This is a genomic window from Sporosarcina sp. FSL K6-1522, assembly GCF_038622445.1.
Lineage (GTDB): Bacteria > Bacillota > Bacilli > Bacillales_A > Planococcaceae > Sporosarcina.
Window position 1 is genome coordinate 1602315 of record NZ_CP152019.1, and the last position, 26380, is coordinate 1628694.

Genomic DNA, 26380 nt, shown 5'->3' on the forward strand with positions numbered 1-26380 from the left:
TGCCGTGAATACTTTCGCCAACAATTGTTTGAGTGACTGACACCTTTTTAACGAATCATGTTAGTAGCTACTTTCTTTGTATTCTTGGATAATTGTTGTGAGTCTTTTCATTGTCAAACAATAATTAAAGGCACCCGACGAAAATGATTTTTTCCGTCGAATGCCTTTTTAAACAGAGGTGAGTAGATTAGTACCTCCTATTTTTTAGAGATGCAAAACTCCCGTTCCTCACCATACTCCAGGATGATTACTTTTGTTTTTGGATAGCCTTTTAATAATGTTTCTAAATCCTGATCTCTATCCATCATCGTTTCTATATTTCAAGAAATTGGAGAGGGATGTAAATGGAAACAAATTACTTTGTTTTTAAATTAAATGTTCAACCTAATACTATAGTTAGTTTTAAAAAGGAAGATGAATTCGAGTATTTAATCAGTAAGCTGATTCCTGCTGTATTGGATCATGTAATAGGTATCAAACAAAAAGAAAGATATGAAGAAATTTATTATGAATTAATTCCTGCATTAAATAATGAATTGGAATTTAATAAACACTTTCATAAATTAGAGGACGAAAGTAGAAAACTTTATGAATTGTATAAAGAAATATTATTAAAGTATAAAAAAGAAGGAGAAATTTTTTATTCGAAAAATTCTTAAAATCAAATGACAAGTGTAAGCGATTGCGAAATGCTTTTGAAAAAAGATTTCCGGCTGTAGTAAGATCATATAATCTATTTACTGATGACAAAATTGACGAGGGTGAGAATTTTGAATTTGAAAATAAGATCGGTACGGGTATTACTCATTTAAGAAAGTTATATAAAATAAAATTATATGTAGACAAATATAAGGAAAAGCTGATAAACCCTTTGAATTTAAAGACTTATTACCAGCCTACTACAGAACATATTTTAGTGAAAAGCAAATCTTAAGAGGATGCACTATATTATATAACTGATTTAGAAAGAATTATTAATAATGATCCATTTACTTTAAGTGAAATAGGGAAAATTAATATTAATCTTGTATACGAATCAATAAAATTTGAACAAGAAGAGTATACAGAAATTAGCTTTGTAATTGTTTATCCAAACGGTAATCCACCATTAGATAGACATAATATATTAAAAAATTCAGAAGCCAAAGAATTGCATACTACACTTATTGGTGCAGACGGGCAACCTTTAAAACTAGAAAATGTAGAAAATGAGTTAAATGAACAAGCTAAAAGTGGCTATTTAAAATCATTGGTTGGTAAAGGTGTAAATAATGGGAGGGGTATAGTGAAAAAATTAAAAAAGTAGCAGATTTAAATATTACCTTATGAGAAGGGAGGCTATGCGTATGAAAGGGAATTTCTACAAAAAACCGCTAGGTATAATTTGGAAAGCGGAAAGTAATTTAATGCCTTCGTATTTGGTGATGATTTGGATAATTTTCTTATTATGTTCGATTATTGGTGTTTTTTGTCTGGTTTTTTTAGATTTCACATCATTTAAAATGGAAGAATATTTTTCGATATCATCGACAGGATTGACACTTACCTTGGCGTTGTTTGTTGCTGGTAAAGGTGCGTTTAGTGATGATGATTTAAAAAAATTAGCAATTTATGAAAGCGATAAAGTTAGAAAAGGACAAGCTTTAATTGATTTTATAGGGCCTTATTTACTTCCTTATTATTTTTAATAACAGAATTAATATCCTTATTTGGTCCCTTTTTGAAAATAACATTGGAACCTTTATATATAAATTTATTTAAAATATGTTATATCAATATGCTTAGCTTATTTAACTTAGTTATTACAATGTTGAATGATGTTTATTCCGCAGCCTTCAGAAAATGATGATATGAAGAATCCTTGGCTCTTTTCGGAATGAAGGGTACAAGGTTCAAGTTGAATTCTGAATTAATTTAGAACCTGGCACCAGTTTTAGGCTCCATTCTTGGGTCATGGTTCCATTTTGCTATACAAGGGAGAGAACAATATGGAAATAGTATATTTGGCAGGTGGATGTTTATGGGGAGTGCAGGCTTTTATAAAAACTTTACCTGGAGTTATGTTCACAGAGGCGGGAAGAGCTAATGGGACAAGTCATACACTTGAGGGAGATTATGATGGGTACGCCGAATGTGTAAAAACAGGATTTGATCCGACGGTTGTAACGATAAGGGAACTAATGGGGTATTTATTTGAGATTATTGATCCATACAGTTTGAATAAACAAGGACAGGATGTTGGTGTGAAATACAGAACGGGAGTATATAGTGAAAAGCTAGAACACTTAAAAGAGGCGAAGGCATTTCTTCGTGAGAGAAATGATTATGATTTTATTGTTGTTGAAGTATTGCCGCTTACTAACTATGTGAGAAGTGCGGAAGAACATCAAGATAGGTTAGCTAGATGTCCAGATGATTATTGTCATATTCCAAAAGAAATATTAAATAGGTATACCTTAACTTGCGCATCTGAATAAAGTATTTTAAACCGAGTGTTCTAGGGCGCATCCAGTATTTTTGATTGTTCTTGATTTTAAAATATAGACAAGAAACACTCCGTCTGCTATTTTCGAGTTATATGAAGAAGTAAGTGATGGACTATCGCATTGCAGCGGTTGAATGTGCTTATTCAGGGCATCTAAAATAAGACAAATAGTAAACTTAGTGATTGGTACCAGGTTCTCATTGAATTCTGAATTAAATGAGAACCTGGCACGCGAAATTATGAAAGTTAGTATCCTTCAGATTGACGGAAGCGAAGAATGCAGGCGAAAGAGCTATCACTTTATCGTTTTCGTATAGAGATAGCTCCTTGTTGTGGGTTACTTGAATAGTTGTTGAATCGCATTTTCAATATCAAGCATGGATGAATCAGGCTCAAATCGGGCGATTACTTTGCCATGTTGGTCCACTAAAAATTTTGTGAAGTTCCAGCGAATATTATGCCCGAGTAAATAATCCGGATTGTGTTCTGCGATCTGTTGGTACAGCATTTTTTGCTGCATCGTATCTTTTGCCATTGGTGCTACGTCCACTTCATGCTTTAAGTAATTGAATAGCGGATGTGTCATGTCACCATTCACTTGCACTTTGTCAAAAATCGGGTAAGTTACACCGAATTGGCCCATACATTGTGCGGCGGATTGTGCACCGCTTTCAGGATTTTGATTGCCAAACTGATTGCAAGGGAAGGATAATATCTCGAAACCTTGTTCAGCATATTTCACATAAAGCTTTTGCAAATCTTCATATTGGTATGTAAATTGACACTGGCTTGCTGTGTTCGTGATTAACAGTACTTTTCCGCGATATGTCTGCATCGATAAAATATCCCCGTTTGCCTTTTTCGCTAAATAATTATAAATACTCATAAAACACCTCGACTTAGTAGTAGTATCCTATTATAGAGGGAGAAACAAAAGAAGTCTAAAGGTCTGTTTGCCTGGAAGTTCGAAAAATTGTTCGTTTGAATGACTGGTGTTTGAAATGTTGCCTATTAAAATCCTTGCTCCCACAGAAGGATTTTTATTATGTCTAAAAATAAATTTTAAAAAATGTATCCGATTCTCTCATTTCCTTCTATATAAAGAATAAAGGGGAATGACCACTATGACTACTTACTTAAAAGACTATGCACATTTCACAAACACACATGATATGGATGAGGCAGCACGTCGCCACGTTATCGAAAATTGGAACGAGATGAATGACGCGGATCGCGCTGTGCTGGATGTGATTCGTCGGTACTCCTTGAAATATGGTGCTGCTCACTTAAAGCACGATACGATGGCAGATAACATTGGCAAGTCCAACGTAACAGTTCGTCGCGCGATTCGTAAGTTAGAAAAGCTTGGCATCATCGAACGTATCCATTACATTCGCCCAGTTATGAACGGACTGGGTGCTAACATTTATACGATTTTGCCCTTCGTTGACCAGTCGACTTTGACCAGGCCGGCAACAGCGGACAAGCCTTGTGACAGTAAGGATGAGGACGTTATTCCCGCTCCTGAAGCTCTTTCTTCTAAATCTAAAAACATAAAGACCAATACTCTTACAGATACGTATCCTGCGGAGTCGACTCCTACACCTACTACGTTATTTGGACGAATGAAAGATCTATTGTCAACGACGATTGGTGACAGTTCTTTAGCACGTCAATTGTTCGGCATTTATCGTGCGCAGTCATTACGTATGATGAAATTTAGCATTCATGAGCACCAAGGCGAATTATTTGAACAGTTAGCGATGCAAGCACTTCATATTGCAGTTCTAGCGACAAAGCGCAAGGAGATTCGCAATATTGCTGGCTATATTGATGGTGTACTCCGTAAATTGATCGATAAAGCGTTGTTTGAGGAAGTTTTTATGGTATATGATGTGTCGATGGAAGGATTTTTATATTGATGAATGGCGCTTTAGTGTTTGATTTACAAATCAATTACCAAAAGGCGCAATTCCACAATACTCAATGAAACAAGGTATTTGTCGACGTACTCTTAAGCTGACGAATTTCTATAAGCTCACCAGCTGCTTCCAAGGAAATCAAATAAATTCTCCACTCTCCAAAGCTGTTGAAACTTTTACTGAAAATCCTCGTCTGTACGTTGCTTGATGGACGGGAGGTATTACATCATGAGGTTTAAAGGATTAGCAATGGCACTATTGGCGGGAATGATTTTGGCAGGATGCACGAGTGAAACCGAGGAGATAAAGGTTGGAAAAGAGAAAGAATATACCGAAGAAGGATTAGGGAATATTACCGACTATGGGGAAGTTACTATTATAAGTGAAGCAGAGTATTTTGTACTCGAAGAGAATGAAAGTCTAAGCTATGAATTAGCTGATGTGAAAATAATCAAACTTGAAAACTATACTGAGCAGGCTGAATTTCCATTAACATTAAAGCATGGTGTTCTTGATATTAATGAGGTGCCAGCGTCGCTATACATGGTTATTGGCACGGAGAAGATGAAAAATAAAACCGACAGTCCTATTGTATTTAGTGGTGCTTATAAGATGAAGGAAGGTAACAATAGGAACGTCAGTATCAATACAGAGGACATATTGTTTGATGATGGGTTTGGCGCGGTGATGGTTAGTGGAGCTGATTACAAATCTCAATTTGCAGCTGTTGTCGTAGCAATCGCAGTTACTAACAAAAAAGAAGTAACCACCCGTGATGCGCTATCTGAGACGGCTATACAGCTACTGCTTGAAAGGTTTGGAAAAGTTCCTCAAGAATATGAAAGAAGCCATTGTAAATACGGATCCAGTAGCATTGCAGCTACTATTGGTAAACAGCTTTAAGTTCCAAGAAGTTGACGAAGCCCGAAAATATATTCAATGAAAATGTGCGCCGCCAGTCATTCATTCAAAAACACGACCTTTTAACAATTGTTATGAGGTCGTGTTTTTATGATTTAATGTGCGGACAGAGAGTATTTCTACGAGTTGATTGAAAAGATTCCAGAGGCTAAACTGAGTGAAACACCCAGCATATTCTAGGGAAAAAGAATTGCCGGTGGTATTATTGAATAATGTCAAGTTTGGTGGGGGGATTTAAGGATGGCTCTACTTCAAGACGAATTAAAAATAACCAAGATGCAAGAATTACTTGGAATGAAATTAACCTTGCCGTCATATCAGCGTCCGTATAGTTGGAGTGTGAAGTCTACAAATACACTTTTTCTTGATACTTATCATGCGTATCAAGAAGGTATACGAGAATACAGAATTGGTTCTGTCATTTTACATAAGGAAAATGAAAAATACAACGTTGTGGATGGTCAACAGCGACTGACAACCCTTTCGATACTTCTATATTGTTTAGATGATGAAGCTTCGGGGTTATTACAAGAAAAATATAATCAACTATCCAATGACGTCATAGTGACTAATTTCAGGATTCTATCCAAGAGGATAAGTGAACTTTCAAAAGATGAGCAAAGCAAGTACAAAGAATATTTACTGGAACAATGTAGTGCAGTTCAAATTGTTACAGATAGCGTGCAAGAGGCTTTTCAATTCTTTGATTCACAAAATACTCGTGGCAAAGAGTTAGCACCACATGATTTATTGAAGTCCTATCATTTACGTGAGATGGATGAAGAAGATGAACATCAGAAAATAAGAATGATTAACCGATGGGAAAATGTGAACCAGAATGAGTTGAATGACTTATTTAAAAGTTATCTCTATCCTTTGACGCAATGGTATAAAGGTAAGAATGGTTTGGGCTATTCTTCAAGTAAAATCGATGTGTTTAAAGGGATTAAAACTACGAATGTGTTTAATTATGCGATCTATCATAAAGCGAGTAACCTTTTCGTGGAACAGTTTAATGCAAATGGAAGCAGTGAGCTACTTGCATCTAGAGCATTAAATCAGTTTCAATTAACGCAGCCACTGATGGCTGGAAAACGATTTTTCAATTATGCTCTTCACTATGGAAAGCAACTTGAGCAAATACAAAATGTAATCAATAAGGTTCACACGAATGAACAAATTCCGGATAGACGCTCGGGAGATATTTACATTAAACAGTTATATGAATGTGTGTTATTGTTTTTTGCTGATCGCTTTGGGATTGAAAACCTATCTAAAGGTGTGATACAGCAACTATATTCATGGAGCTATTCGTTGCGATTGACGATGAATGCTGTGTATCCTCAGACAATCAATAAGTATGCACAGGGGGGACATGAACGTGTAAACGAGGGGCTGGATCTGTTTTCAGAAATTAGTGAAATGAACAGTGCAGAAGAATTAAAGCTAATTGTTTTGGAGCAACCCAATATTGAGGATAAAAATAAAGAGAAGTACAAAGCGGTGTATGATTTACTTTGTGAATGGAATAGGTGGTAGGCGATGGATAATAATTTAACAATCATTCCGGTATCAAGCATTTTTACGAATATCAGTTATGTAGTTCCGATTTATCAGCGTAACTATGCTTGGGGAGAAATGCAAATTGAACAACTGATAGAAGATATTGATAGTTCGATTAATGATCCTGACAAAAACTATTTTCTTGGAAATCTTATTGTTAATCAAACGGATAATAATGTTTATGAAGTAATAGACGGACAACAACGGTTGACGACATTATTTCTATTAGAAAATTATCTAGGCATGACTTTTGCGAAAGATGCGTTGAGATTTGAGGCCCGTGAAAAATCAAACCGTACACTTAACATGATAAACAAAGACAACAATGCTGAATTACTAGAGGAATTAGTATCTGTTGAAATTGTGGAGGGTTATCAAATCATCGATAACTATTTTAAAACGAAAGGTTTCAATAAAGATGAATTAATTAAAAAACTGGAAAAGGTTTTTCTTGTTCGTGTGCAAGTCCCACAAGATATAGATTTAAATCATTACTTTGAAATCATGAATACGCGTGGAGAGCAACTTGAACTGCATGAAATAGCAAAAGCTAAGTTTTTAGAAGCTTTGGAGACAGAACACGACAAAAAAACGGCAGCAGTGATTTGGGAAAAGTGCACTGACATGGACTCCTATATCCAGATGAATTTTGATCCCAAAGTTAGAAAGGCTCTTTTCACAAAAGATTGGACTAGCATCAAGGACACTATTCGCGATTTCGATTCAATTAGGGAATGTGTTCCTAAGGACAAAGATGACGAAAACTCAGTTCCTCTGATTGACATTCTAAAAGAGAGTAGACTTCTTAATAATGGAGTAACTGAGGGGGAAGTTGAGAATGAACGTTTTGAATCGACAATTTCATTCCCTAATTTTTTACTTCAGGTCAATGCAGTTATGGATAAGTTAGGAGAGGAAGATTCAACACTTGATGATAAGCGCTTCTTGAATAATTTATCATGGGCTTGGGCTGACGCTGATAAAGCAAAGAACTTTTTATTTCATATGTTAAAATGTCGAGTGTTGTTTGATAAGTATATTTTGAAACGTGAATATGCTAGAGATTATAAGGAAACTGGAAAATGGTCATTACAACGTTTAGAGAAGTATGGTGATGCGAAAGGTGATAAACCCAAATATGTAGGTACTTTCGGCGATGGCGATAGTCGGAATAATAAACAAATAAGGACCTTGCAATCCTGCTTGCGTATAACCTACACATCACCTAAGACTATGCATTGGATTTCACTGGTCTTAGCAAAGCTATTAGAGAATGAATCATGTGACATCATTGAAATCCTTGAAGAGTACTGCAAAACAAAAGTACTCACATCAAACTTTGAAAATGCTAGTGGATTTGGTTTTGAAAGAATCGTATTTACTTACCTTGATTATCTTTTATACAGAGATGGGTATTCTTACTTAAAAAAGGCAATAATCTTACCAATGCGTGATGACTGGCAATTTCAATTTAGAAGTTCCGTTGAACATTTCCAACCACAACGTCCAGTCGAAGGTGTGTCTTGGGAATCGGATGACCTGAATGGTTTTGGAAATCTTGCATTAATAACTGTATCAGGAAACTCGAAGTTTTCTAATTTGCCACCTGAAGGAAAAATCAGCTCTTACCCAAGCGTTATCGAGCAAAGTTTGAAACTTAAGATCATGAAAGAATTAGTTAATCTTGATGATGAAAAATGGACTGAAGAAAAAGCAAACAAACATAAAGAAGAAATGTTTAGGATTTTGAAGGGCTAGTATTTGTGAGTGAAAGTGAATGATATATGAAGTAGCTGGTTTATCAGCAAGAATGTGTGTTGTCAGTCACTCATTCAAAACACGACCTTTTAACAATCGTTATGAGGTCGTGTTTTTATTATTTAATGTGTGGACAGAGAGTATTTCTCCGAGTTGGTTGACAAGATTCCAGCGGCTAAACTGAGTGAACTGGGAAAAATGCTGCTAAATATGGACATGCTAAAAAAGGAAGCAAGAGAGGAGGAGCTTGATGCAATCAGAAAGGGGAATAAGAGATTACGTCCACCGGAATCGAGCCAGATTGTAGGGTGATTCTGTCACAAAGTTAGTACAAGTGTTCTCGTTGAGGTATAATAATCTTATACTAAATCAAAGGGGTTTTGCTATATGAGCCAAAGAGTTTCTTACTACGAAATTGCAGCTGATGGTATGAAAGTTATGATGGATATGGAAAAATACACGAAAATGACAGCGATCGAACGAAAACTTCGTGAGCTGATTAAAATTCGTGTTTCTCAAATTAACGGCTGTGCCTATTGTTTGAATATGCATACAGCAGATGCGCGAAAAATGGGTGAAACCGAGCAAAGAATATACTGTGTGAGTGCTTGGCAAGAGTGTGAATTCTATACAGATGCAGAGAAAGTGGCTTTAGAGTTGGCAGAGCATGTGACATTAATTCCAACAAAACGTGTGCCAGATGGGCTTTATAAACGAGTACGTGAACATTATGATGAGAAACAGTATGTGGACCTTGTGCTAATCATTAATCAAATTAACAGTTGGAATCGAATTTCGATTGCAATGGGCAATCGGGCGACTGAACAATAATTCCTCTTTTATGGTGCCAGTCACTCATTCAATCGTGGAAGTTTAAACAAACATGTTTGTTTGAATTAACGTATTAGTTTGAGTGGCTGGAACCTTTTTTATAGTTACTTTTTAATGTCGGCTAAAACCCAAGTGAGCATATTCGTGAAATGGTTAAGATGTTCTTGAACGCGCCCAGGGAATTCTCTTTCTAGGAATTCAAGATTATCATTCTTTGTATGCCAGATGCCGCCGTGTTTCTCAGTTTGTGTATAACCATCCTGATCGCCAAGACTCCAGTTGGTTGCTTCAAAATAAGCAATCGCGATTCCTTTTGCAGCGAACGGGGCATGGTCGCTCCAATCTCCTGTGGTTCCTTCAGGATACATAGGATTTATTCCCGGATTCGTTTCTAGAGGAATTTTCTTTTTATTGGCGATATCAAGTGCTAAGTCACGGATCCATCCATCTTCCCCGGCTCCACCGTAAACATAGATATTGTCGCCAGCTAGTAAGCTATCAAGATTGAGCATTCCGATGGTGTTATTGATTTCTTCTGTAGACATATTGTTGGCATAATACTTCGATCCCTGTAGCCCTGTCTCTTCAGCACCAAAAAAGACAAATTTAATATCATAGGCGAGATTGCGCTTTTCCAGTGCCTTTGCCGTTTCCAGAATGACCCCGACACTTGAAGCATTGTCATCAGCGCCTTTTCCAACACTTACCGAATCATAATGCGCGCCAACAATGATTTGTTTGTCCGTATGCTTGTTGTCTTTTACGGCGATGACATTGGCGGAATCAGTAATTTTCCCCCCTCTTGTATAACTAAATGCCTGCTCTTCAACCTTCAGGTCCAACTTTTCCAGCTCATCGATGATGTACTCGCGCGCTTTCGTCTCATTTTCACTGCCCGCAACCCTCGGTCCGATTTCCTCCGTCAAATAATGAACATGCTGATACGCCAATTCTCCAGCAAATTTCTTTGGTGCTGCAGATACACTTCCAGTTGCAAATAAGGCTGAAAACGCAACTACCCCTGCAATGATAGACTTCTTCACCATTTGTGCCTTCATAAAAGCCCTCTTCCTCTCTTCTGTATATTTATTCCTCGGGATTTATATTCATCCACAATTACATATTCGTTATAATCAGAGGAATCCCTTCTGATTTTTTGAAAAATGATAGAATTTAGGTCGGGATTAAAAAAATAGCAGTTCATTCTAGTATCAATCTACCCAGTCACTCATTCAATCATGAGAGTTTGAACAAACATGTTTGTTTGAGTGACTGGAATCTTTGGATCATCTTCAAGCGATTATTGAGGGGCAAAAGCCTAATTCTCCGTTGAAAATACGGAGGATTAGGCTTTTTTGTCTTTCAAAATGATTCACGTTGTAATGCCGCATTCTTGACGTTATTCGATTACAGGCGGTGTTTATTGAAATTATTGACTAAATGGGATAGGGATGTGTGGCGGTAAGCCGTATCATCTTGATGGTTGTGGTCAGGGACAAAATAATGAAAAATCCCTCTATAGGAGAGGGACGGTGACATTAATAGAGCGGTCGTTGGTTTTGACAAGGCGGAAATTCATGTATATCTTGAATCGTATGAAAATCGTATTGTTTCATGGCGAATTGTGCTTGATATAAGTATTCAATGACAAGAAGCTTTCCTCCGGATGTACCACACAAAACTCCTGAAGTACCTTGACCATTTATGAATGAAATTCCAACAGGCTGACCGATTAAATAGCCAATTTTTTGCTGCCATGGCATCGTCATCACTCCTTCTAATCCATCATATTAACGATGGAGTTTTCAAGTGCCTGTCCGATTTTTTAAGAGCTATTAATTCGTATGAGCTAAGACATAAGGTGCAATACCCGTATAAAACAAAAAGCATCACAAGGGATGCTGGATCTTGTCAACGGGTATTGTTCCTATTTGCTTGTTTTTCCATTTTTTCAAGCTCATTGGTTAAATCATCAATCTGTTTCTGCAAATTATTATTGTCTGCTTCTCCTTGGCGTTCTTCCTCTAGTGCAAGCACTGCGCAATGGTAGATATGACATCGCCGATTGTAGATACTACTTCACCGACGACAGCAAGCTCAGCTGCACGAATTGCTGTTGATACCTGATTGAATCCTCCACTATTTGTCATTAATAAGGTGGCCTCCAATAAAAAAATAAAAAAGCTCTACTTTTTTGCATATCACCATAGTCTATGAAAAAAAAGGAGCCTTTAACAATTTAATTTAGGAAGCTCAGTGAATTCTGAAAGAATTTAGCGTCTGAATTAATAGAAAAATGATTTTTTTGACCGATATAATATCAAAGAAGTCTATCGATTATGGAGAAAAGGAGGAAAAGTTCATGAAGATTACATTTAAACAATCAAACTTTAGTTTTCCTAAAATACCATCAAAAGATATGACTAAAAAGATGCGTCTATACTTGACGAGAAATCGGCTGAAAAACAAACGGACAAGTATACACCATCCGAGAAAGAAACGAGTGTTGTGTACAAAAAGCCCTCTTATAAGGCTGATGTCCAGACGATTGAACGGCTAAAGGCGGAAAGTGATAAAGCTTACGAGCAGTTACGGAATCTGGTGAGACAGCTTCTTCAAAAACAAGGTTTAAGCTTTGAAGATGTGGCACAAGGAGAGAAGCCGTTTGTTGTAGATGAGGAAACACTTTTGGAAGCGCAGGCAGCGGTAGAAGAGGGAGGTCCGTTTAGTCCCGAAAATGTCAGTGATCGTATCGTAGAATTTGCGAAAGCCATTTCTAGTGGGGATAAAAGTAAGTTTGAATTGTTGAAAGGCGCGATTGAAGAAGGATTTGGCGCTGCTGCAAAGGCATTGGACGGAGGAGTGACAAGTACAAATAGATTATTTCAGGTTATCGATTAGGTCTTGTGAAGAGGACTTTGTCGATAACCTTTTTTAAATCCTTGCTTTCACAGAAGGATTTTTCTTTTTCAAAAAGATATTTTAAAAAATGTATTCGATTGGTCTATTTCCCTCTATATAAAGAATAAAGGGGTATGACCACTATGACAATTTACTTAAAAGACTATGCACATTTTACAAACACACAGGATATGGACGAGGCGGCGCGCCGTCATGTGCTTGCGCATTGGAACGAGATGAACGACACGGATCGCGCTGTGCTGGAAGTAATTCGTCGTTACTCCGTGAAATACGGTGCCGCTCACTTAAAGCACGACACGATGGCGGATAAAATCAGCAAGTCCAACGTAACCGTTCGTCGTGCGATTCGTAAGTTAGAAAAGCTAGGCATTATCGAACGAATCCACTACATTCGCCCCGTGATGAGCGGGCTTGGGGCTAACATTTATACGATTTTACCCTTCGTTGACCATTCGACTTTGACCATGCTGGCAACAGTGGACAAGCCTAGTGATAGTAAGGCTGGGGACATGGTTCCCGCTACTGAATCTTGTTCTTCTCAATCTAAAAACATGAAGACCTATACTCTTACAGATACGTATCCTGCGGAGCCGATTCCTACACCTACTACGTTATTTGGAAGAATGAAAGATCTTTTATCCACCACAATTGGTGACAGTTCTGTAGCACGTCAATTATTCGGTATTTACCGAGCACAGTCATTACGTATGATGAAGTTTAGCATTCACGAGCACCAAGGCGAATTATTTGAACAGTTGGCCATGCAAGCACTGCATATTGTTGTGCAAGCGGCAAAGCGCAAAGAAGTTCGCAATATTGCTGGCTATTTTGATGGTGTATTGCGGAATTTGGTTGATAAGGCGTTGTTTGCGGATATTTTTATGGAATATGATGTGTCGTTTGATGGGTTATTATTTTGAAACAGTCGAAATGCGAACTGTTAAGCGGTATGACAGTGAATGGTGCGTGGGTACTGTATGCTCTTTATTCGGGGTGCTAATAAAATTGTTTGAGTGCCTGTCCTTTTTTTCTGGAGTTACATTAGTAATGGGGCGATATAAGATTTTTTTAGCGCGTGGTATTAGACGGATAATTATAAAAGGAAAAATTGATCATGCAGGTGATGCTAACTTTTGCTGTTCAAAATTTCAAGAAGATTGCCAGATAGTACGAGATAGAAATTAAGATAGCAATGAGGTATATCTAATTTTTTGACTTAAAACATTAGTTTGACAAGTGTGGGTGTTTGAATTAAGATGCAATATATTAAGTATATTGAATAATTTTAAATATATTTAAAATGGAGGATGAAAAAATGGATGATATTCATGAGAAAATTCGGGAGCTACGTAAAGAACGAAATTTGACCTTAAAAGAGTTAAGCGATATGACGGGACTATCTGGCGGATTTCTTTCCTTATTGGAACGAGGATCATCTTCACTTGCAATTACTTCACTAAAAAAAATTGCCGATGCTTTTAATGTTGATATCACGTACTTTTTTGATACTCCACAAGCGAATAAAAAGTTTCATATATCAAAGAGTGAGCAAAAAAAGTTCTGGATTGATTCGACAAACAATGCCTTTATAAAATTGAGTGGGCAGTTTTCAAATCGAACTTTGGAGTCGCTCGTCGTTGTTTTAGAACCAAATCAGCAAAAGGAATATGATGATTCTCATGCTGGGGAAGAGTTTTACTACGTTATTAAAGGAATGGTTCGTTTCACGGTAGATGGAGAAGAGTTCGATGTGAAAGAAGGAGAATCTATTCATTTTCCATCAAAACTACCACATGACTATGAAAATCCTGAAGATAGTGAATCGACTTTACTTTGTGTAATGACACAACTCATTTTCTGATAGCTGTATTGATCTTCATTGAGATTTATATTACTGAGCGAGAGAAGGGGAAGTTATGCGAGTCGCAACCGATATTGGAGGTACATTTACAGATCTTGTTTATATTGATAAAAATGATGATGTGAAAGTCGCGAAGAGCCCGACAACACCACCGGATTTTGAAAAAGGTGTAATAGATGTTATTCGTAAAAGTGGTGTCGATTATACGCAGATTGAAAATTTCATCCATGGTTCGACAGTAGTCATTAATGCGATTACAGAACGAAAAGGAGTAAAAACGGCGTTAATTACAACACAAGGTTTTCGAGATGTTCTTGAAATCGCGCGTGGTAATCGACCAGACCTTTTTAATATTCGATATGAAAAGCCTGTGCCATTTGTAGAGCGCTATTTACGAAAGGAAGTAAAAGAGCGCCTAAATTCAAAAGGTGAAGTAGTTTTACCTTTGGATTTAAGCGATTTAAAAACAGTTCTTGAAGAATTGAAAGCGGAGGGAGTAGAGGCAATAGCCATTGCATATCTACATGCCTATATTAATCCGGATCATGAGCTGCGGACGAAGGAATACATTCTTCAAGAGTGGCCTGAAGTTTTTGTAAGCGCTTCGCATGAAGTGACGATGGAGTGGAGGGAGTATGAGCGTACGAGTAGTACGGTTTTGAATGCTTATGTGAAACCAATTGCTTCTACGTATATTGATAAGCTCGATAATGAGTTACAGAAAATGATGTCGAGCCGAAATTATATTATGCAATCAAATGGTGGAACAACCACTTTCGAACATGCAAAGGATTTGCCTATTCATATGTTGGAATCAGGTCCTGTAGCAGGCGTTTATGGGTCGGCAGTTCTAGGAAATGAAATTGGTGAATCCAATATCATTGCATTTGATATTGGCGGAACAACGGCCAAATGTTCACTAATTGAAAAAGGTGAAATGAAAGTATCGACAGATTATTATATTGAGAAAAATAGTTATCATGCAGGTTATCCGATTAAAGTACCGGTTGTAGATATCGTTGAAATTGGAAATGGTGGCGGTTCAATTGCCTGGATAGATGAAGTAGGTTCCTTGAAAGTAGGGCCTCAATCGGCAGGAGCATTGCCGGGGCCAATTGCTTATGGCCGGGGGGGAACTGAACCCACTACAACAGATGCCAACTTATTAACTGGAAGGCTATCGCCTGTTAACTTTGATTATCCTGTCGATCTATCCGCAATTGAAGCAGGGATTACAAATAAAATTGCCAGTAAATTTTCAATTTCAGCTGTCGATGCGGCGTTAGGTATTATTCGGATTGCAAATGCCAATATGTTAACGGCGTTAAAGCTAATTTCCATACGAAAAGGTCATGATCCACGCCAATTTTCAATGGTTGCTTTCGGCGGCGGGGGATCTATGCATGCTGCAGCATTAGCTAAAGAGCTTGGTGTAAAAAAAGTAATTATTCCTTTTGCGTCACCCGTTTTTTCCGCTTGGGGAATGTTGATGACGGATTTGCGTCAAGACTCTATTATGACGTATAGCAAACCGTTGGATGGACTTGATTTTGATGCTACACAGGACAAGTGGCTTGAGATTGAAAATCGTTTATGGCAGCAGTTTAAAGAAGATGGTGTGGATGAAACCATCATTTTCTCGCGCTTTGTCGATATTCGTTATTCGGGTCAAGAACATACAGTGAAAATCCCGGTACCAAACGGTCGTTGGGTGAATGAAACGCTGGAACATATTAAACAGAGTTTTCATGAACAACATGAAAAAAATTATACATTCCGTTTAGAGGATGCTAGTTGTGAGATTGTTAGTTTGCATGTAACTGCTTTTGGAAAAGTTCAAAAGCCTACAATCAATAAAAAAGAAAATACGAATGCTATTGAACAATCTTTTAAAGAAGTGCGTCCTGTCTATTTTGAGCAAGTAGGGTGGGTCGACACGCCTATCTATGACCGTGAATCCATGCCAACGGGTCATCTATTAAGTGGACCAGCAATTATTGAAGAAAAGGCAGCCGTTACACTCATCGAACAAGGACAAACCATTCATGCTGACATATATGGAAATTTAATTATAGATACGGGGGTGCTGGTGGATGAGCAACTTTAAGCATATAGGGGCTTCTCAAGATCCGTTTACATTAGAAATTGTTAAGGATACATTGCTTTCAATTGGTGATGAAATGTTTCATACGTTGGCGAGAACTTCAATGAGTCCTATTATTTATGAAGTATTAGACTTTGCTTGTGGTCTTACTGACAACAAGGGTCAGTTATTAACGCAGGGAAATGGTGTGGCTGGTTTTATCGGAACATTAAGTTATATGGTGCGTGAAGTTGTTGCCAAGTACAATTCCAAAGATCGTATTCGACCAGGAGATATTTTTATTATTAACGATCCATATGGTGGTGGAGGAACTCACTTATCTGATGTGGGGCTCGTCATGCCGATATTTTACAACGATGAATTACTTGGATTTTCGGCAAATAAAGCGCATTGGACAGAAGTTGGTGGAAAAGATCCAGGTTCGTTTACGAATGATTCTACTGATATTTATCAAGAAGGTTTGCAGTTCCCGTGTATTAAATTATGCGATGCTGGGAGATTGAATGAACCACTTGTAGAAATGATTAAGAGTAATGTGCGGTTTCCGGAATTATCTATCGGCGATATGTGGGCGCAGATAGCTGCATTGAAGATTGGTGACAAACGATTCGTAGAATTGTGCACAAAGTATGGAAAGGAAACGGTAACGGCTTCCATTGAATTACTGTTAAATCAAGGCGAACAGATGGCTATAAGTGCTATTCGGAATCTCCCGAATGGTGTTTATACGGCAAATAATTTCATTGATGGCGATGGTTTAGGAAATGGGCCGTTTGGCATTCAAGTTAAAGTGACAATCACGGATGATCGCTTTATTTGTGATTTTAGGGGAAGTCATCCTCAAGTTCCGGGACCAGTGAATGGCTCGTATACAACATTAGTAACGGACGTACGAACAGTATTTTTAGCAATTACGAATCCATCGCAAGATGCAAACGACGGCGTATTTCGTCCACTTGAAGTTCTCACTGATAAAGGGTCAATCTTTTCAGCTGAGCGACCTGCACCTGTTTCTAACTATTGGGAAAGTGGTTCTTCGGGTGGGGATTTAGTTTGCCAAGCTCTTGCATCAATTTTACCTGATCGATTATCTGCGGGACATTTTTTGTCAGTTTGCTCCGTAACGTTATCAGGACAGCAGCCTGAATCGGGTGAACCATTCCTGATTGTCGAGCCCTCTGTCGGTGGATGGGGCGCAGGACATGGGCAAGACGGTGCACGTGGTCAGTTTTGTATCGGAGATGGCGAGACGTATAATATTCCAGTTGAAATAGCGGAATCTCGTTATGGCATTATGATAGATGAATACAAATTACGTTGTGATGGCAAAGGTGCGGGAGAATTCATAGGAGGTTCTGGTGTTGTACGTTCTTATCGAGTGTTGACAGATAATCAGACAGCAACTGTAACATATGGTCGTCATCTCTATGCTCCGTGGGGTGTTGACGGGGGTGAAGAAGGCTCGACAAATGAATTTTCGATTCATAAAAGTAATGGCGAGGTAGATGGACCTTATGGCATGTATGCACGTTATGTGCTAAATCAGGGGGATGTTTTAGAGTTAGTAACTGGAACAGGTGGCGGCTATGGTAATCCATTTAATCGTCCAGTGAATAAAGTTAGGCAAGATGTGAAAAACGGTTACTATTCGATTCAAGATGCTGAACAAAAGTATGGCGTTATACTGGATGGCGAGATGTGTGAGGTAATCGGTGAGACTCAGGCAAGAGTTGGCTTTTTGGAAGGTGAACGAGTGTGAGTGCAGTGGAAAAGAAGGAAAAAGTTGTAGTTACTGACGAGGTACTATCCTCAGTTCCTTTGAATGAAAGACAGCACTGGATCTTTCCGGCAATGATTTTTGGGGGATTGGAATTTTCAATCCCGGTCCTGTTAACAGGAGCAGTATTAGCAACACATTTTGGGATTTCCAAAGTGTTTTGGATTTTATTCGTTACACTTTTTATCGTTCAATGGATTGGGAATGCTGTAACAGGCTATATGGGTGCGAAAACAGGAATTTCTTCTTCAGTATTAGCGAGAAGTAGTTTCGGACACATCCAAGCTAGATGGGTTATTGGATTAATCACATTTTTTGTAGGGATTGGCTGGTGGGCATTACAAACTGCTGTGACAGGAGAAGCGATTGCGGCAATGTTTGGCATTGATTATAAGCAAAATATCGGAATGCTTGCGTTAATTACAACAATTTGTGGATTGTTATTTGCTTTGCCGTCAATTTTAGGGTATTCCTCAATGAAATGGACAGATATAGTAGCTGTCCCGGCAGGTTTATTACTGGTAGTTACAGGGATTTACTTGGTTTTAAGGGATTCAGGTTGGGAAGTTATTACGGCATGGAAACCAGAATCCACTATGACATTTGTAGCTGCAATTAGTTTAGTTTTAGGTATGAACGTATCACAGTGGGTCGGTGTGCAAGATTATACCCGTTTTGCAAAACCAAAAGTGAAGGATAATGTGTTAATTCCCTTAGGGATCATTGGTGTAGGGTTTCCTCTATTTTTAGTAGGGGCAATTATGTCTGTCGGTGCTGGGGAAGCTGATATTGTTCAAATTATGTTGAATTTAGGTTTTCCAGTATGGGGCTTTTTAATACTTTGGCTTTCGACTTGGACGAGTCAAATCGTTAATAGTTATAGTATGGGATTATCAATGGCCAATATGTTTAATATTAACTCTAGTAAAGGGAGAGCCATTTTAACGTTAATTGGAACGATTATTGGTATTGGTTTAGCATTAGGTGGAGTTTTACAATACTTCGAAAACTTCCTCTATATTTCAGGGATTATTTATGGACCAATAGCCGGTGTTATGATTGCAGATTTCTTTTTCATTCGTAAACAATCTTATAAGGATAATCCTGGTTGGAATTGGCTTGCATCTTTTGCTATGGGCGTTGGGATTGCCACCGCTTATTGGACCCAGTATGTTCAAGAGATGGGGATTCCGGCCGTTCAGTCTTTATTCGTTTCGGCAATTCTTTATTTGATTTTGATGAATGTGAAACGGAAAATGAAACCTGATCAGTTTACAGCGGTGTAATCGTAATTATACCTTTTGGGGTTATATGGAATTTATAAAGGTGGTAGTGGGTTTGAGAATTTTAAGTTTACAAGAGGCGGAAGATATACTCTATGGTGCATGCATTCATGGTGCTGGTGGCGGAGGTAGTTTGAAAGAGGGGTTAGCATTATTAAAAGCGATTTATGAGCGGGGCCAGCAGATTAAGCTGATTTCACTCGATGAGGTTGAAGACGCGTGGTTAATAGTTTCGCCATATTATGTGGGATCCGTTGCACCTCCAACTGCAGAGGCAGCGCTGAAACTGGAAGGTTTGGAAGTAATGGAGGGAAATCCGTCCGTATTCGCTACCTTGGCTTTACAAAAACATTTGAAGCAGGAAATAAAGGCAATTTGTGCAACAGAACTTGGAGGAAATACAGCGTGGGCAATGGATGTCGCAGCCCAATTGAATCTTCCTATAATTGACGCGGATCCTGCGGGAAGGGCAGTTCCCGACCTGGCACATACGACATTTAATGTATTTGGTGCTTCCATTACACCGTTTGCTCTGGCTAACCGCTATGGTGATAGTTTAGTTGTGGAATCCGTTGTAAATCATGATCGAGCCGATCAAATTGCGCGTTCTTTTGCATCTGTTTCAGGTAACTTTTCTGGAATCTGCGATCATCCACTTCAAGGAGATCGATTTAAAGAAATTGTGATTGATAAGACTTTAACAAAGTCCGAACAACTTGGGAGAGCAAGGCGAGAAGCACTTGAACAACAAAAAAGTCCTATCCAGGCGTTGTTAACTAAGCCGAATGTTACGCTTATTACGGAGGGAACGGTAATTCAATCGGATTGGCGGGATGCCACTGGATTTATTGAGGGCGATTTTGTTGTAGAACCTTTTGGTCATACTAACGAAGCTGAACATTTTTCCATTTGGTTTAGAAATGAGAACATGTATATTAAAAAAGATGAGCAGCTAATTTCGATTATTCCTGATGTTATTACTGTTCTCGATTTCGAGACGGGTGAACCAATTTTGAATCCTACTTGTAAAGTTGGTGAAAAGGTGGCCATTGTAAATATATCCTCTCCAGAAATCTGGACAACGGAGCAGGGGTTAGAGGTTTTTGGTCCGAACTATATTGGGATGAGTAATGAGGATTACAACGGGTTAAAAAAGTAAAGAAGTTTATATCGTTCATGGGATTTTTGGTGGTTACATTGACAACGTAGCAGACGGGAAGTTCTATATTCAAGAACTTTCGAAGTAGATGAGAAAGCAAAAATGGTATAACAAAAGAAGCAAGGGACAAGGCGTCCTTGCTTTTTTTGTTTGCTCATCATGGGCGTAGTCTAGCTAATTCAATCATCTCTTCCTACTTAAATTATACCACCATTTATTAATGATTTACAGACTACTCTTTTCCAACCCCCTATACTACACTGTTATATACAAATCGATATAAGGGGTGTATCAGCATGAATGATAACAAAGATGTTTTAGATAAAGGTCCTTTCTTCCATGGTACGAAAGCTGAGCTGAAAATTGGGGATTTATTGGAGCCGAATTATTTATCCAATTATCAAGATAGGAAATCGAATTATATCTATTTTACCGCCACATTACATGCGGCTAAATGGGGTGCTGAATTAGCGAGATCTACGTCGAAAGAGAGAATTTATATTGTGGAACCATTAGGTGATTTTGAAAATGACCCGAACGTGACAGATAAAAGATTTCCTGGAAACCCAACACGTTCTTATCGATCTACATCACCTTTAAAAATAGTAGCTGAATTAGGCGTATGGGAAAGACATTCTGATGAAGAAATCGATCATATGCTTACATCTTTAAAAGAGTTGAGCGAACGAGGGGAAAATGTCATATACGATTAATCCATAAATGAATGTTATGATGATAACCAAAAAGGAGTGGTCGACGATGATTAATGAAACAGACATCAAGCATTTAGAGCGTTGTATCGAACTTGCAAACGATGCGTTGCGTATCGGGGACGAGCCATTTGGTTCTATTCTTGTTTCAGCTGGCGGGGATGTGCTTAAAGAGGATCATAATCGTGTGTCAGGCGGAGATCATACCCAGCATCCTGAATTCGCCATTGCACGTTGGGCTGCTGAAAATATGACGCCTGTAGAAAGAAGTCAGGCAACGGTTTATACATCTGGCGAACATTGTCCGATGTGTGCGGCAGCTCATGGGTGGGTGGGATTAGGGCGCATTGTGTATGCGAGTTCTTCTAGCCAACTTGCGGGGTGGTTAGCAGAAATCGGCGTCCCTGCATCTCGTGTTCGCAATTTACCGATTCAAGAAGTGATTCGAGATATTGAGGTAGATGGTCCGGTTCCAGAGCTTGCCGAACAAGTGCGGCAGCTACATTGGCAGTTGCATAAAGGGGAATGATTTTGGGGTAATCATTTAATCGTGAAAGTTTAAGCATGTTTCGTTAAACGCACGCATTTTTTGGAGTGACTAGCGCCTTTAATGTTATGTATTGGAAATTGGAGCTATAATAGGGTGTAGGCGCTAGTTGCTTCTACTTTTATGCGTGAAGGGAGAAGAAGATGGGGAGTTATTACGAGGAATATGGCGACAAAGAAGGGCCTCTTTTACTGTTTATTCACGGAGGTGGAGTGGGCGGTTGGATGTGGGACAAGCAGGTAGCTTATTTTACGGAATACCATTGCCTTGTTCCGACACTACAAGGGCACGGGGAAAGAAGTGGGGAATCTAGTTTTACCATTAAAAGCAATGCCCAGGAAATCATCGAGTTAATCGAAGAACATAAGAGAGGGCGAGATGTCCACCTCATCGGTTTTTCCATCGGCGCTCAAATTGCGCTTGAAATTTTAAGCCTCGCTCCGACCCTTGTACAGTCAGCTGTCATTAATAGTGCACTTGTCTTGCCTATGAAAATGACCAGCAGATTTATTGCACCATCTATTAAAATGACTTCTTTTTTGATTAAAAACAGGTCGTTTTCTCGTATACAAGCGAAAGAATTGTATATAGATGAGCATTATTTTGAACAATATTATGAGGACAGTGTGAACATGAGGATTGATACACTGATTGCGGTGCTTAAAGAGAATATGGCTTATGACTTACCAATAGATATTGCGGAGTCGACTGCACGAATTTTAGTCACAGTAGGTGACAAGGAAAAAGGAATGATGAAGAAATCAGCTCTTAAGATTGCTGAAAGTCATCCGAATTGTTCTAGCATTGTCATTTCGCAAGTAGGACATGGCTTTTCATTTGCCCAGCCTGAACGATTCAATCAGCTAGTGGAGGAATGGTTACATAAGTAAAAGGTCAACATACTTAACTATATAAGTTGAACTAAAGAATCCGGCCACGTGCTGATTTCCGTTCCGAGCGGACGCTTTCCGCGGGCACGGCTTCAGCCTCCTCGTCACTCCAGTCGGCTGGAGAATGTAAGAATCATAAATTCAACATATATAAGTTGAATTTTATTCGAGTGACTGGCCCTCTTTTAATATTCCCCATTTGTAATTGTCAGCATTCTCCTATATGATAAAATCAATAGAAAGTTAGATAAAAGCAGTAGGTGCCTTTCGAGGAGAATAGGGAATGAAGTGAAAGCCTTCAGCGGACCCGCCACTGTAAAGGGAAGTTTTATTTGGCATACCACTGGGAGTGATTCTGGGAAGGTAAATAAAACGATGACCCTGAGCCAGGAGACCTGCCTAGTTGCTTATTATTTATAGATGATGGAAAAGTCTGTAGTTTATTTGCTATGCAAATAAGCTGCGGGCTTTTATTTTTTTGAAAAGGAGAAAGAGACATGAGACTATTAGATGAAACGATTCAACGGATTGAAAGACTAGATGAGGGGATGATGGGAAAGGCAAGAGAACGGGTGGATAGCTTGATTAAGCCGCCAAACAGCTTAGGCAGACTAGAGGAGATTGCCATCCAATTAGCTGGCATTACAAGGGAGCTGTATCCTGCAATTGATCAGAAAGCGATCATTACGATGGCTGCCGATCATGGGGTTTATGAAGAAGGGATTTCGGGTAATCCACAAGCGATCACATTGGCACAAACGTTACTTTTTGAAAAAGGCTACCCAGGCGTATGCGCAATCAGCAGGGTTTCTGGGGCGAAAGTACTTGCAGTAGATATCGGAGTCAAGGGTGAAATCCCTGACGATGCAGGCGTGATCAAAAGGAAGATCAAAAATGGCACAGATAATATGGCGAAAGGCCCGGCAATGACAAGAGAAGAGGCGGTCCAATCGATAGAGGTTGGGATTGAAATGGTCAATCAAGAAGCGAAAAAGGGCATAAATTTGCTTGGAACGGGTGAGATGGGGATTGGCAACACGACGCCTAGCACAGCGATTTTGTCTGTTTTGGGCAATTGCGACCCATTAGAAATTACCGGAAGAGGTGCGGGAGTTGGCGAAGGAGGAATTGAGCATAAAGCGGCGGTCATTCGAAAAGCGATTGCATTGAACAAGCCAAATCCGACTGATGGGATTGATGTACTTGCCAAGATAGGCGGGTTAGAAATTGGTGGTATGGCAGGAGTGATGCTTGGGGCTGCTGCCAATCGAATTCCTGTCGTTGTAGATGGTTATATTTCTACAGTGGCTGCCTTAATAGCGGCGTCAATTGAACCTAAAGCAAAGGCGTATTTCATCGCCTCTCATGCTTCCCTTGAACCAGGTGCTCGACTGGCCAATGAATTGCTAGGAATCGAACCGATGTTAAACATGGACATGTGCCTCGGTGAAGGCTCGGGTGCCGCTCTAGCATTTCCGATACTAGATGCTGCGGTTAGCATGATGACACATATGGCTACTTTTGCTGAGGTAGGGATGGAGATTTAATCGTTGGTGCCAGTGACTTGAACATGTTTGTTTGGGTGGCTGTGGTCGACCCCCTTATAATGGACATACGCCATGTTATAATTTTATAACAATCCTGTTCGAGGGGGATCGACAAAATGATGAATGAGAAAAAACGAAAAAGACAGCTTTCATTCGAACAAAAATTATATGCCGTTCAAGAAGTATTGGAAAAAGGACGTCATAAAAAAGACGTTGCTTCCGAGTTAGATATCCATATTAATTCCATTACCAATTGGATGAAAATATATAGAGAAAAGGGAGAGAATGGACTTCGTCCAACACCTAAAGCGATCCTACTAGATGAAGCAACAGAGCTCGAACGCCTGAAAAAAATTGAAAAGAAATACAACGAGCAGTTAGTAGAGATTGAAATCCTAAAAAAGTTCCACGCCTTTCTCAAGGAGAGCGAAAAGTAAAAGGATACGAAGCCGTATCAGCCTTGAGAAAGGATTATACAGTTGAACAGCTATGTCATGTAATTGGCGTTTCTCGCAGCGGATATTATGCCTATCTAAAGCGGCCGCTGAAAGAATCCTCGGAAAGAGATCTGAAAGATATGGCTGCTATTCAAAATCTATTTAACGAAAATGGCGGAACTTATGGCGCAAAACGCATCGCAGGAGAACTGCGTACGCGAGACCATATTGTCAACCATAAGCGTGTAGCGAGACTAATGAAGGAAATGAATCTTAAGTCCCGAATTCGGGGTGTGAAATCAAAAAAAGAGGAGAAAACCAAAAGTGCGGGCTATGTATACCCCAACCTTCTTGACCGCGATTTTAATGCCACGCTACCGAATCGCAGATGGGTAACGGATATGTCCGAGCTAATCGTCAAAAACGTGAAATTTTATATTTCAGCACTTATGGACCTTTATAACCGTGAGATTATTGCGTTTGTCGTCAGTGACAGCCCGAATACTGCGTTGATTGATGAGACCATTCGCACAGCGATGGAAACGAGAGGTTTAACCGATTTGAAGAATGTAATTATCCATTCGGATCAGGGAAGTGTCTATCGTTCTTACGATCATAACAAGCTATCAAAAGAATTAGAGTTTATCCCTAGTATGTCACGAAAAGCAAACTGTTGGGATAATGCGGTAATTGAAAGTTTCTTTTCACACCTGAAGACCGAATTCCCGCATCTTTTCTCGGTAAATTCGGCCGAACAGGTGATTGAAGATCTATCTAAATTTATTACATACTTTAATGAAAAACGCAGTCAAAAACGACTGGGTTATTTAACGCCGGTCTCTTTTCTAAACGTCAAAAATAAAGCAAGTTAATGCACAATTATGTGCTGTCTAAAAAATAGGGGCTAGACCAAAATGCACCTGGTAGACCTGTTGATCCAAATTACTTAGAAGAATTTTAATGAGAAGGAGAATATATAGATGAGTAAAATGGCAATTAAAATAAGCTCTAATGATCCAATTGGCAAATATATAGTACCCTTAAGAAAGTACACTGGTTTAGGAATTACAGAGATAAAAAATAAAGTTGAAAACAAAGATTTTTGTGCTGAAACGGATGCAAATGATATTGACGATATGGAAAATTTAAAAGGGTTAATTGATAACTTGTTGACGTTAGGTGCAGAGATAAAAATATTTGATAGTGATGAATATGGCGAAGGAATTTTCAAATATCAAGAAATATCTTACAGTGAATTTATTAATAATATTGATCGATTAAAAGAAATTATGGAAGAATTACAGGATTACGATGACGCTTTGACTGACGAATTTTAACTTGAAAGTATTAAATGTTATGAATCGGCTTTAATAATTATTGTAATGGGGGAATATGCGGAAATATAGTGTGTTAGTAATGTATGTAATAAAGGCGAGTGATAAAAGCTTACGGTTCTAAAAAATGAAAAGAATTTATTTTTGAAGTGGAAGTCGATGAAGTATTAAAAATGATATAGTTATTCACACCTTGATTGGCAATGCCTTTCAAGGTTTTTTTACTAATTATACGGTTTATGATTAAAGCCGACCAATGGGGAGCTATCTCTTCTCAAAACCCCTTATGGACGGATTTGATACAACGCACGATGCCTATGGATAATCTT

27 protein-coding genes and 1 riboswitch are annotated in these 26380 nt (G+C 38.7%); of the genes, 23 read left to right on the plus strand and 4 right to left on the minus strand.

Going from position 1 to position 26380, the window contains the following annotated elements:
* Positions 1-344 precede the first annotated feature (344 nt).
* The 4 genes from MKY34_RS07830 to MKY34_RS07845 all read left to right on the plus strand — a co-directional run bounded on the left by MKY34_RS07830 (position 345) and on the right by MKY34_RS07845 (position 2477).
* Positions 345-659: a hypothetical protein gene (locus MKY34_RS07830; RefSeq protein WP_342514625.1), complete on the plus strand. Its 315-nt coding sequence runs from the start codon at positions 345-347 to the stop codon at positions 657-659.
* 491 nt (positions 660-1150) lie between these two features.
* Positions 1151-1306, plus strand: coding sequence for a hypothetical protein (locus tag MKY34_RS07835; protein ID WP_342514626.1), 156 nt, complete (start codon positions 1151-1153; stop codon positions 1304-1306).
* A 40-nt stretch (positions 1307-1346) separates the two neighbouring features.
* Entirely contained in the window at positions 1347-1688 is a 342-nt protein-coding gene (locus tag MKY34_RS07840; protein ID WP_342514627.1) for a hypothetical protein, read from the plus strand.
* Between the two features lie 300 nt (positions 1689-1988).
* Complete coding sequence (locus tag MKY34_RS07845; protein ID WP_342514628.1) at positions 1989-2477, plus strand: peptide-methionine (S)-S-oxide reductase; 489 nt, start codon at positions 1989-1991, stop codon at positions 2475-2477.
* Positions 2478-2822: 345 nt separating this feature from the next.
* Here MKY34_RS07845 and MKY34_RS07850 read toward each other — a convergent pair whose 3' ends face one another.
* Positions 2823-3371: a glutathione peroxidase gene (locus tag MKY34_RS07850; RefSeq protein ID WP_342514629.1), complete on the minus strand. Its 549-nt coding sequence runs from the start codon at positions 3369-3371 to the stop codon at positions 2823-2825.
* A gap of 238 nt (positions 3372-3609) precedes the next feature.
* Between MKY34_RS07850 and MKY34_RS07855 the strand changes: the two genes are divergently transcribed.
* The 5 genes from MKY34_RS07855 to MKY34_RS07875 all read left to right on the plus strand — a co-directional run bounded on the left by MKY34_RS07855 (position 3610) and on the right by MKY34_RS07875 (position 9480).
* Positions 3610-4407, plus strand: a complete 798-nt coding sequence (locus MKY34_RS07855; RefSeq protein WP_342514630.1) for a helix-turn-helix domain-containing protein — start codon at positions 3610-3612, stop codon at positions 4405-4407.
* A gap of 228 nt (positions 4408-4635) precedes the next feature.
* On the plus strand, positions 4636-5310 hold the full coding sequence (locus MKY34_RS07860) for a hypothetical protein (protein WP_342514631.1): 675 nt from the start codon (positions 4636-4638) through the stop codon (positions 5308-5310).
* 258 nt (positions 5311-5568) lie between these two features.
* Complete coding sequence (locus tag MKY34_RS07865) at positions 5569-6867, plus strand: DUF262 domain-containing protein (protein ID WP_342514632.1); 1299 nt, start codon at positions 5569-5571, stop codon at positions 6865-6867.
* 3 nt (positions 6868-6870) lie between these two features.
* Positions 6871-8649, plus strand: a complete 1779-nt coding sequence (locus tag MKY34_RS07870) for a DUF262 domain-containing HNH endonuclease family protein (protein ID WP_342514633.1) — start codon at positions 6871-6873, stop codon at positions 8647-8649.
* 387 nt (positions 8650-9036) lie between these two features.
* Positions 9037-9480: a carboxymuconolactone decarboxylase family protein gene (locus tag MKY34_RS07875; protein WP_342514634.1), complete on the plus strand. Its 444-nt coding sequence runs from the start codon at positions 9037-9039 to the stop codon at positions 9478-9480.
* A gap of 104 nt (positions 9481-9584) precedes the next feature.
* Here MKY34_RS07875 and MKY34_RS07880 read toward each other — a convergent pair whose 3' ends face one another.
* From MKY34_RS07880 to MKY34_RS07890, 3 genes are all read right to left on the minus strand, one after another.
* Complete coding sequence (locus tag MKY34_RS07880; RefSeq protein ID WP_342514635.1) at positions 9585-10538, minus strand: M20/M25/M40 family metallo-hydrolase; 954 nt, start codon at positions 10536-10538, stop codon at positions 9585-9587.
* Between the two features lie 480 nt (positions 10539-11018).
* Complete coding sequence (locus MKY34_RS07885) at positions 11019-11243, minus strand: hypothetical protein (RefSeq protein WP_342514636.1); 225 nt, start codon at positions 11241-11243, stop codon at positions 11019-11021.
* Positions 11244-11504: 261 nt separating this feature from the next.
* Entirely contained in the window at positions 11505-11630 is a 126-nt protein-coding gene (locus MKY34_RS07890) for a hypothetical protein (protein ID WP_342514637.1), read from the minus strand.
* Positions 11631-11988: 358 nt separating this feature from the next.
* Here MKY34_RS07890 and MKY34_RS07895 point away from each other — a divergent pair, with 358 nt between their 5' ends.
* The 14 genes from MKY34_RS07895 (at position 11989) to MKY34_RS07960 (ending at position 26054) form a co-directional block, all read left to right on the plus strand.
* A complete protein-coding gene (locus MKY34_RS07895) occupies positions 11989-12381 on the plus strand; it encodes a hypothetical protein (RefSeq protein ID WP_342514638.1) in 393 nt (130 codons plus the stop codon).
* Positions 12382-12524: 143 nt separating this feature from the next.
* Positions 12525-13322 (plus strand): helix-turn-helix domain-containing protein, encoded by a 798-nt coding sequence (locus tag MKY34_RS07900; protein ID WP_342514639.1) that lies wholly within the window; start codon positions 12525-12527, stop codon positions 13320-13322.
* Between the two features lie 395 nt (positions 13323-13717).
* Entirely contained in the window at positions 13718-14263 is a 546-nt protein-coding gene (locus MKY34_RS07905; RefSeq protein WP_342514640.1) for an XRE family transcriptional regulator, read from the plus strand.
* Between the two features lie 55 nt (positions 14264-14318).
* A complete protein-coding gene (locus MKY34_RS07910) occupies positions 14319-16370 on the plus strand; it encodes a hydantoinase/oxoprolinase family protein (RefSeq protein ID WP_342514641.1) in 2052 nt (683 codons plus the stop codon).
* Positions 16357-18126 carry a hydantoinase B/oxoprolinase family protein gene (locus MKY34_RS07915; RefSeq protein WP_342514642.1) on the plus strand — a complete coding sequence of 590 codons (1770 nt, stop codon included), beginning with the start codon at positions 16357-16359 and terminating at the stop codon, positions 18124-18126. The genes MKY34_RS07910 and MKY34_RS07915 overlap by 14 nt, the downstream gene beginning before the upstream one ends.
* Entirely contained in the window at positions 18123-19430 is a 1308-nt protein-coding gene (locus MKY34_RS07920) for a cytosine permease (protein WP_342514643.1), read from the plus strand. The genes MKY34_RS07915 and MKY34_RS07920 overlap by 4 nt, the downstream gene beginning before the upstream one ends.
* A gap of 52 nt (positions 19431-19482) precedes the next feature.
* Positions 19483-20586, plus strand: a complete 1104-nt coding sequence (locus MKY34_RS07925) for a DUF917 domain-containing protein (RefSeq protein WP_342514644.1) — start codon at positions 19483-19485, stop codon at positions 20584-20586.
* A gap of 296 nt (positions 20587-20882) precedes the next feature.
* A complete protein-coding gene (arr, locus tag MKY34_RS07930; protein ID WP_342514645.1) occupies positions 20883-21299 on the plus strand; it encodes an NAD(+)--rifampin ADP-ribosyltransferase in 417 nt (138 codons plus the stop codon).
* A gap of 46 nt (positions 21300-21345) precedes the next feature.
* Positions 21346-21825, plus strand: coding sequence for a nucleoside deaminase (locus MKY34_RS07935; protein ID WP_342514646.1), 480 nt, complete (start codon positions 21346-21348; stop codon positions 21823-21825).
* Between the two features lie 161 nt (positions 21826-21986).
* Positions 21987-22733 (plus strand): alpha/beta hydrolase, encoded by a 747-nt coding sequence (locus tag MKY34_RS07940; protein ID WP_342514647.1) that lies wholly within the window; start codon positions 21987-21989, stop codon positions 22731-22733.
* A gap of 241 nt (positions 22734-22974) precedes the next feature.
* Positions 22975-23151: riboswitch (cobalamin riboswitch) on the plus strand.
* A 79-nt stretch (positions 23152-23230) separates the two neighbouring features.
* A complete protein-coding gene (cobT, locus tag MKY34_RS07945) occupies positions 23231-24280 on the plus strand; it encodes a nicotinate-nucleotide--dimethylbenzimidazole phosphoribosyltransferase (RefSeq protein WP_342514648.1) in 1050 nt (349 codons plus the stop codon).
* 116 nt (positions 24281-24396) lie between these two features.
* Positions 24397-24717 carry a transposase gene (locus MKY34_RS07950; protein ID WP_342513203.1) on the plus strand — a complete coding sequence of 107 codons (321 nt, stop codon included), beginning with the start codon at positions 24397-24399 and terminating at the stop codon, positions 24715-24717.
* 23 nt (positions 24718-24740) lie between these two features.
* Positions 24741-25589: an IS3 family transposase gene (locus MKY34_RS07955; RefSeq protein WP_342514649.1), complete on the plus strand. Its 849-nt coding sequence runs from the start codon at positions 24741-24743 to the stop codon at positions 25587-25589.
* 108 nt (positions 25590-25697) lie between these two features.
* On the plus strand, positions 25698-26054 hold the full coding sequence (locus MKY34_RS07960; protein ID WP_342514650.1) for a hypothetical protein: 357 nt from the start codon (positions 25698-25700) through the stop codon (positions 26052-26054).
* Positions 26055-26380: the final 326 nt, after the last annotated feature.

Excerpts from the sequence above, each read along its gene's own strand:
- MKY34_RS07850 (WP_342514629.1), bottom strand. The coding sequence starts at position 3,371 with ATGAGTATTTATAATTATTTAGCGAAAAAGGCAAACGGGGATATTTTA.
- MKY34_RS07935 (WP_342514646.1), top strand. The coding sequence starts at position 21,346 with ATGATTAATGAAACAGACATCAAGCATTTAGAGCGTTGTATCGAACTT.
- MKY34_RS07860 (WP_342514631.1), top strand. The coding sequence starts at position 4,636 with ATGAGGTTTAAAGGATTAGCAATGGCACTATTGGCGGGAATGATTTTG.
- MKY34_RS07830 (WP_342514625.1), top strand. The coding sequence starts at position 345 with ATGGAAACAAATTACTTTGTTTTTAAATTAAATGTTCAACCTAATACT.
- MKY34_RS07865 (WP_342514632.1), top strand. The coding sequence starts at position 5,569 with ATGGCTCTACTTCAAGACGAATTAAAAATAACCAAGATGCAAGAATTA.
- MKY34_RS07940 (WP_342514647.1), top strand. The coding sequence starts at position 21,987 with ATGGGGAGTTATTACGAGGAATATGGCGACAAAGAAGGGCCTCTTTTA.
- MKY34_RS07870 (WP_342514633.1), top strand. The coding sequence starts at position 6,871 with ATGGATAATAATTTAACAATCATTCCGGTATCAAGCATTTTTACGAAT.
- MKY34_RS07885 (WP_342514636.1), bottom strand. The coding sequence starts at position 11,243 with ATGCCATGGCAGCAAAAAATTGGCTATTTAATCGGTCAGCCTGTTGGA.
- MKY34_RS07875 (WP_342514634.1), top strand. The coding sequence starts at position 9,037 with ATGAGCCAAAGAGTTTCTTACTACGAAATTGCAGCTGATGGTATGAAA.
- MKY34_RS07840 (WP_342514627.1), top strand. The coding sequence starts at position 1,347 with ATGAAAGGGAATTTCTACAAAAAACCGCTAGGTATAATTTGGAAAGCG.
- MKY34_RS07890 (WP_342514637.1), bottom strand. The coding sequence starts at position 11,630 with ATGACAAATAGTGGAGGATTCAATCAGGTATCAACAGCAATTCGTGCA.
- MKY34_RS07915 (WP_342514642.1), top strand. The coding sequence starts at position 16,357 with ATGAGCAACTTTAAGCATATAGGGGCTTCTCAAGATCCGTTTACATTA.
- MKY34_RS07880 (WP_342514635.1), bottom strand. The coding sequence starts at position 10,538 with ATGAAGGCACAAATGGTGAAGAAGTCTATCATTGCAGGGGTAGTTGCG.
- MKY34_RS07960 (WP_342514650.1), top strand. The coding sequence starts at position 25,698 with ATGAGTAAAATGGCAATTAAAATAAGCTCTAATGATCCAATTGGCAAA.
- MKY34_RS07855 (WP_342514630.1), top strand. The coding sequence starts at position 3,610 with ATGACTACTTACTTAAAAGACTATGCACATTTCACAAACACACATGAT.
- MKY34_RS07950 (WP_342513203.1), top strand. The coding sequence starts at position 24,397 with ATGATGAATGAGAAAAAACGAAAAAGACAGCTTTCATTCGAACAAAAA.
- MKY34_RS07845 (WP_342514628.1), top strand. The coding sequence starts at position 1,989 with ATGGAAATAGTATATTTGGCAGGTGGATGTTTATGGGGAGTGCAGGCT.
- MKY34_RS07905 (WP_342514640.1), top strand. The coding sequence starts at position 13,718 with ATGGATGATATTCATGAGAAAATTCGGGAGCTACGTAAAGAACGAAAT.
- MKY34_RS07910 (WP_342514641.1), top strand. The coding sequence starts at position 14,319 with ATGCGAGTCGCAACCGATATTGGAGGTACATTTACAGATCTTGTTTAT.
- MKY34_RS07900 (WP_342514639.1), top strand. The coding sequence starts at position 12,525 with ATGACAATTTACTTAAAAGACTATGCACATTTTACAAACACACAGGAT.
- arr (WP_342514645.1), top strand. The coding sequence starts at position 20,883 with ATGAATGATAACAAAGATGTTTTAGATAAAGGTCCTTTCTTCCATGGT.
- cobT (WP_342514648.1), top strand. The coding sequence starts at position 23,231 with ATGAGACTATTAGATGAAACGATTCAACGGATTGAAAGACTAGATGAG.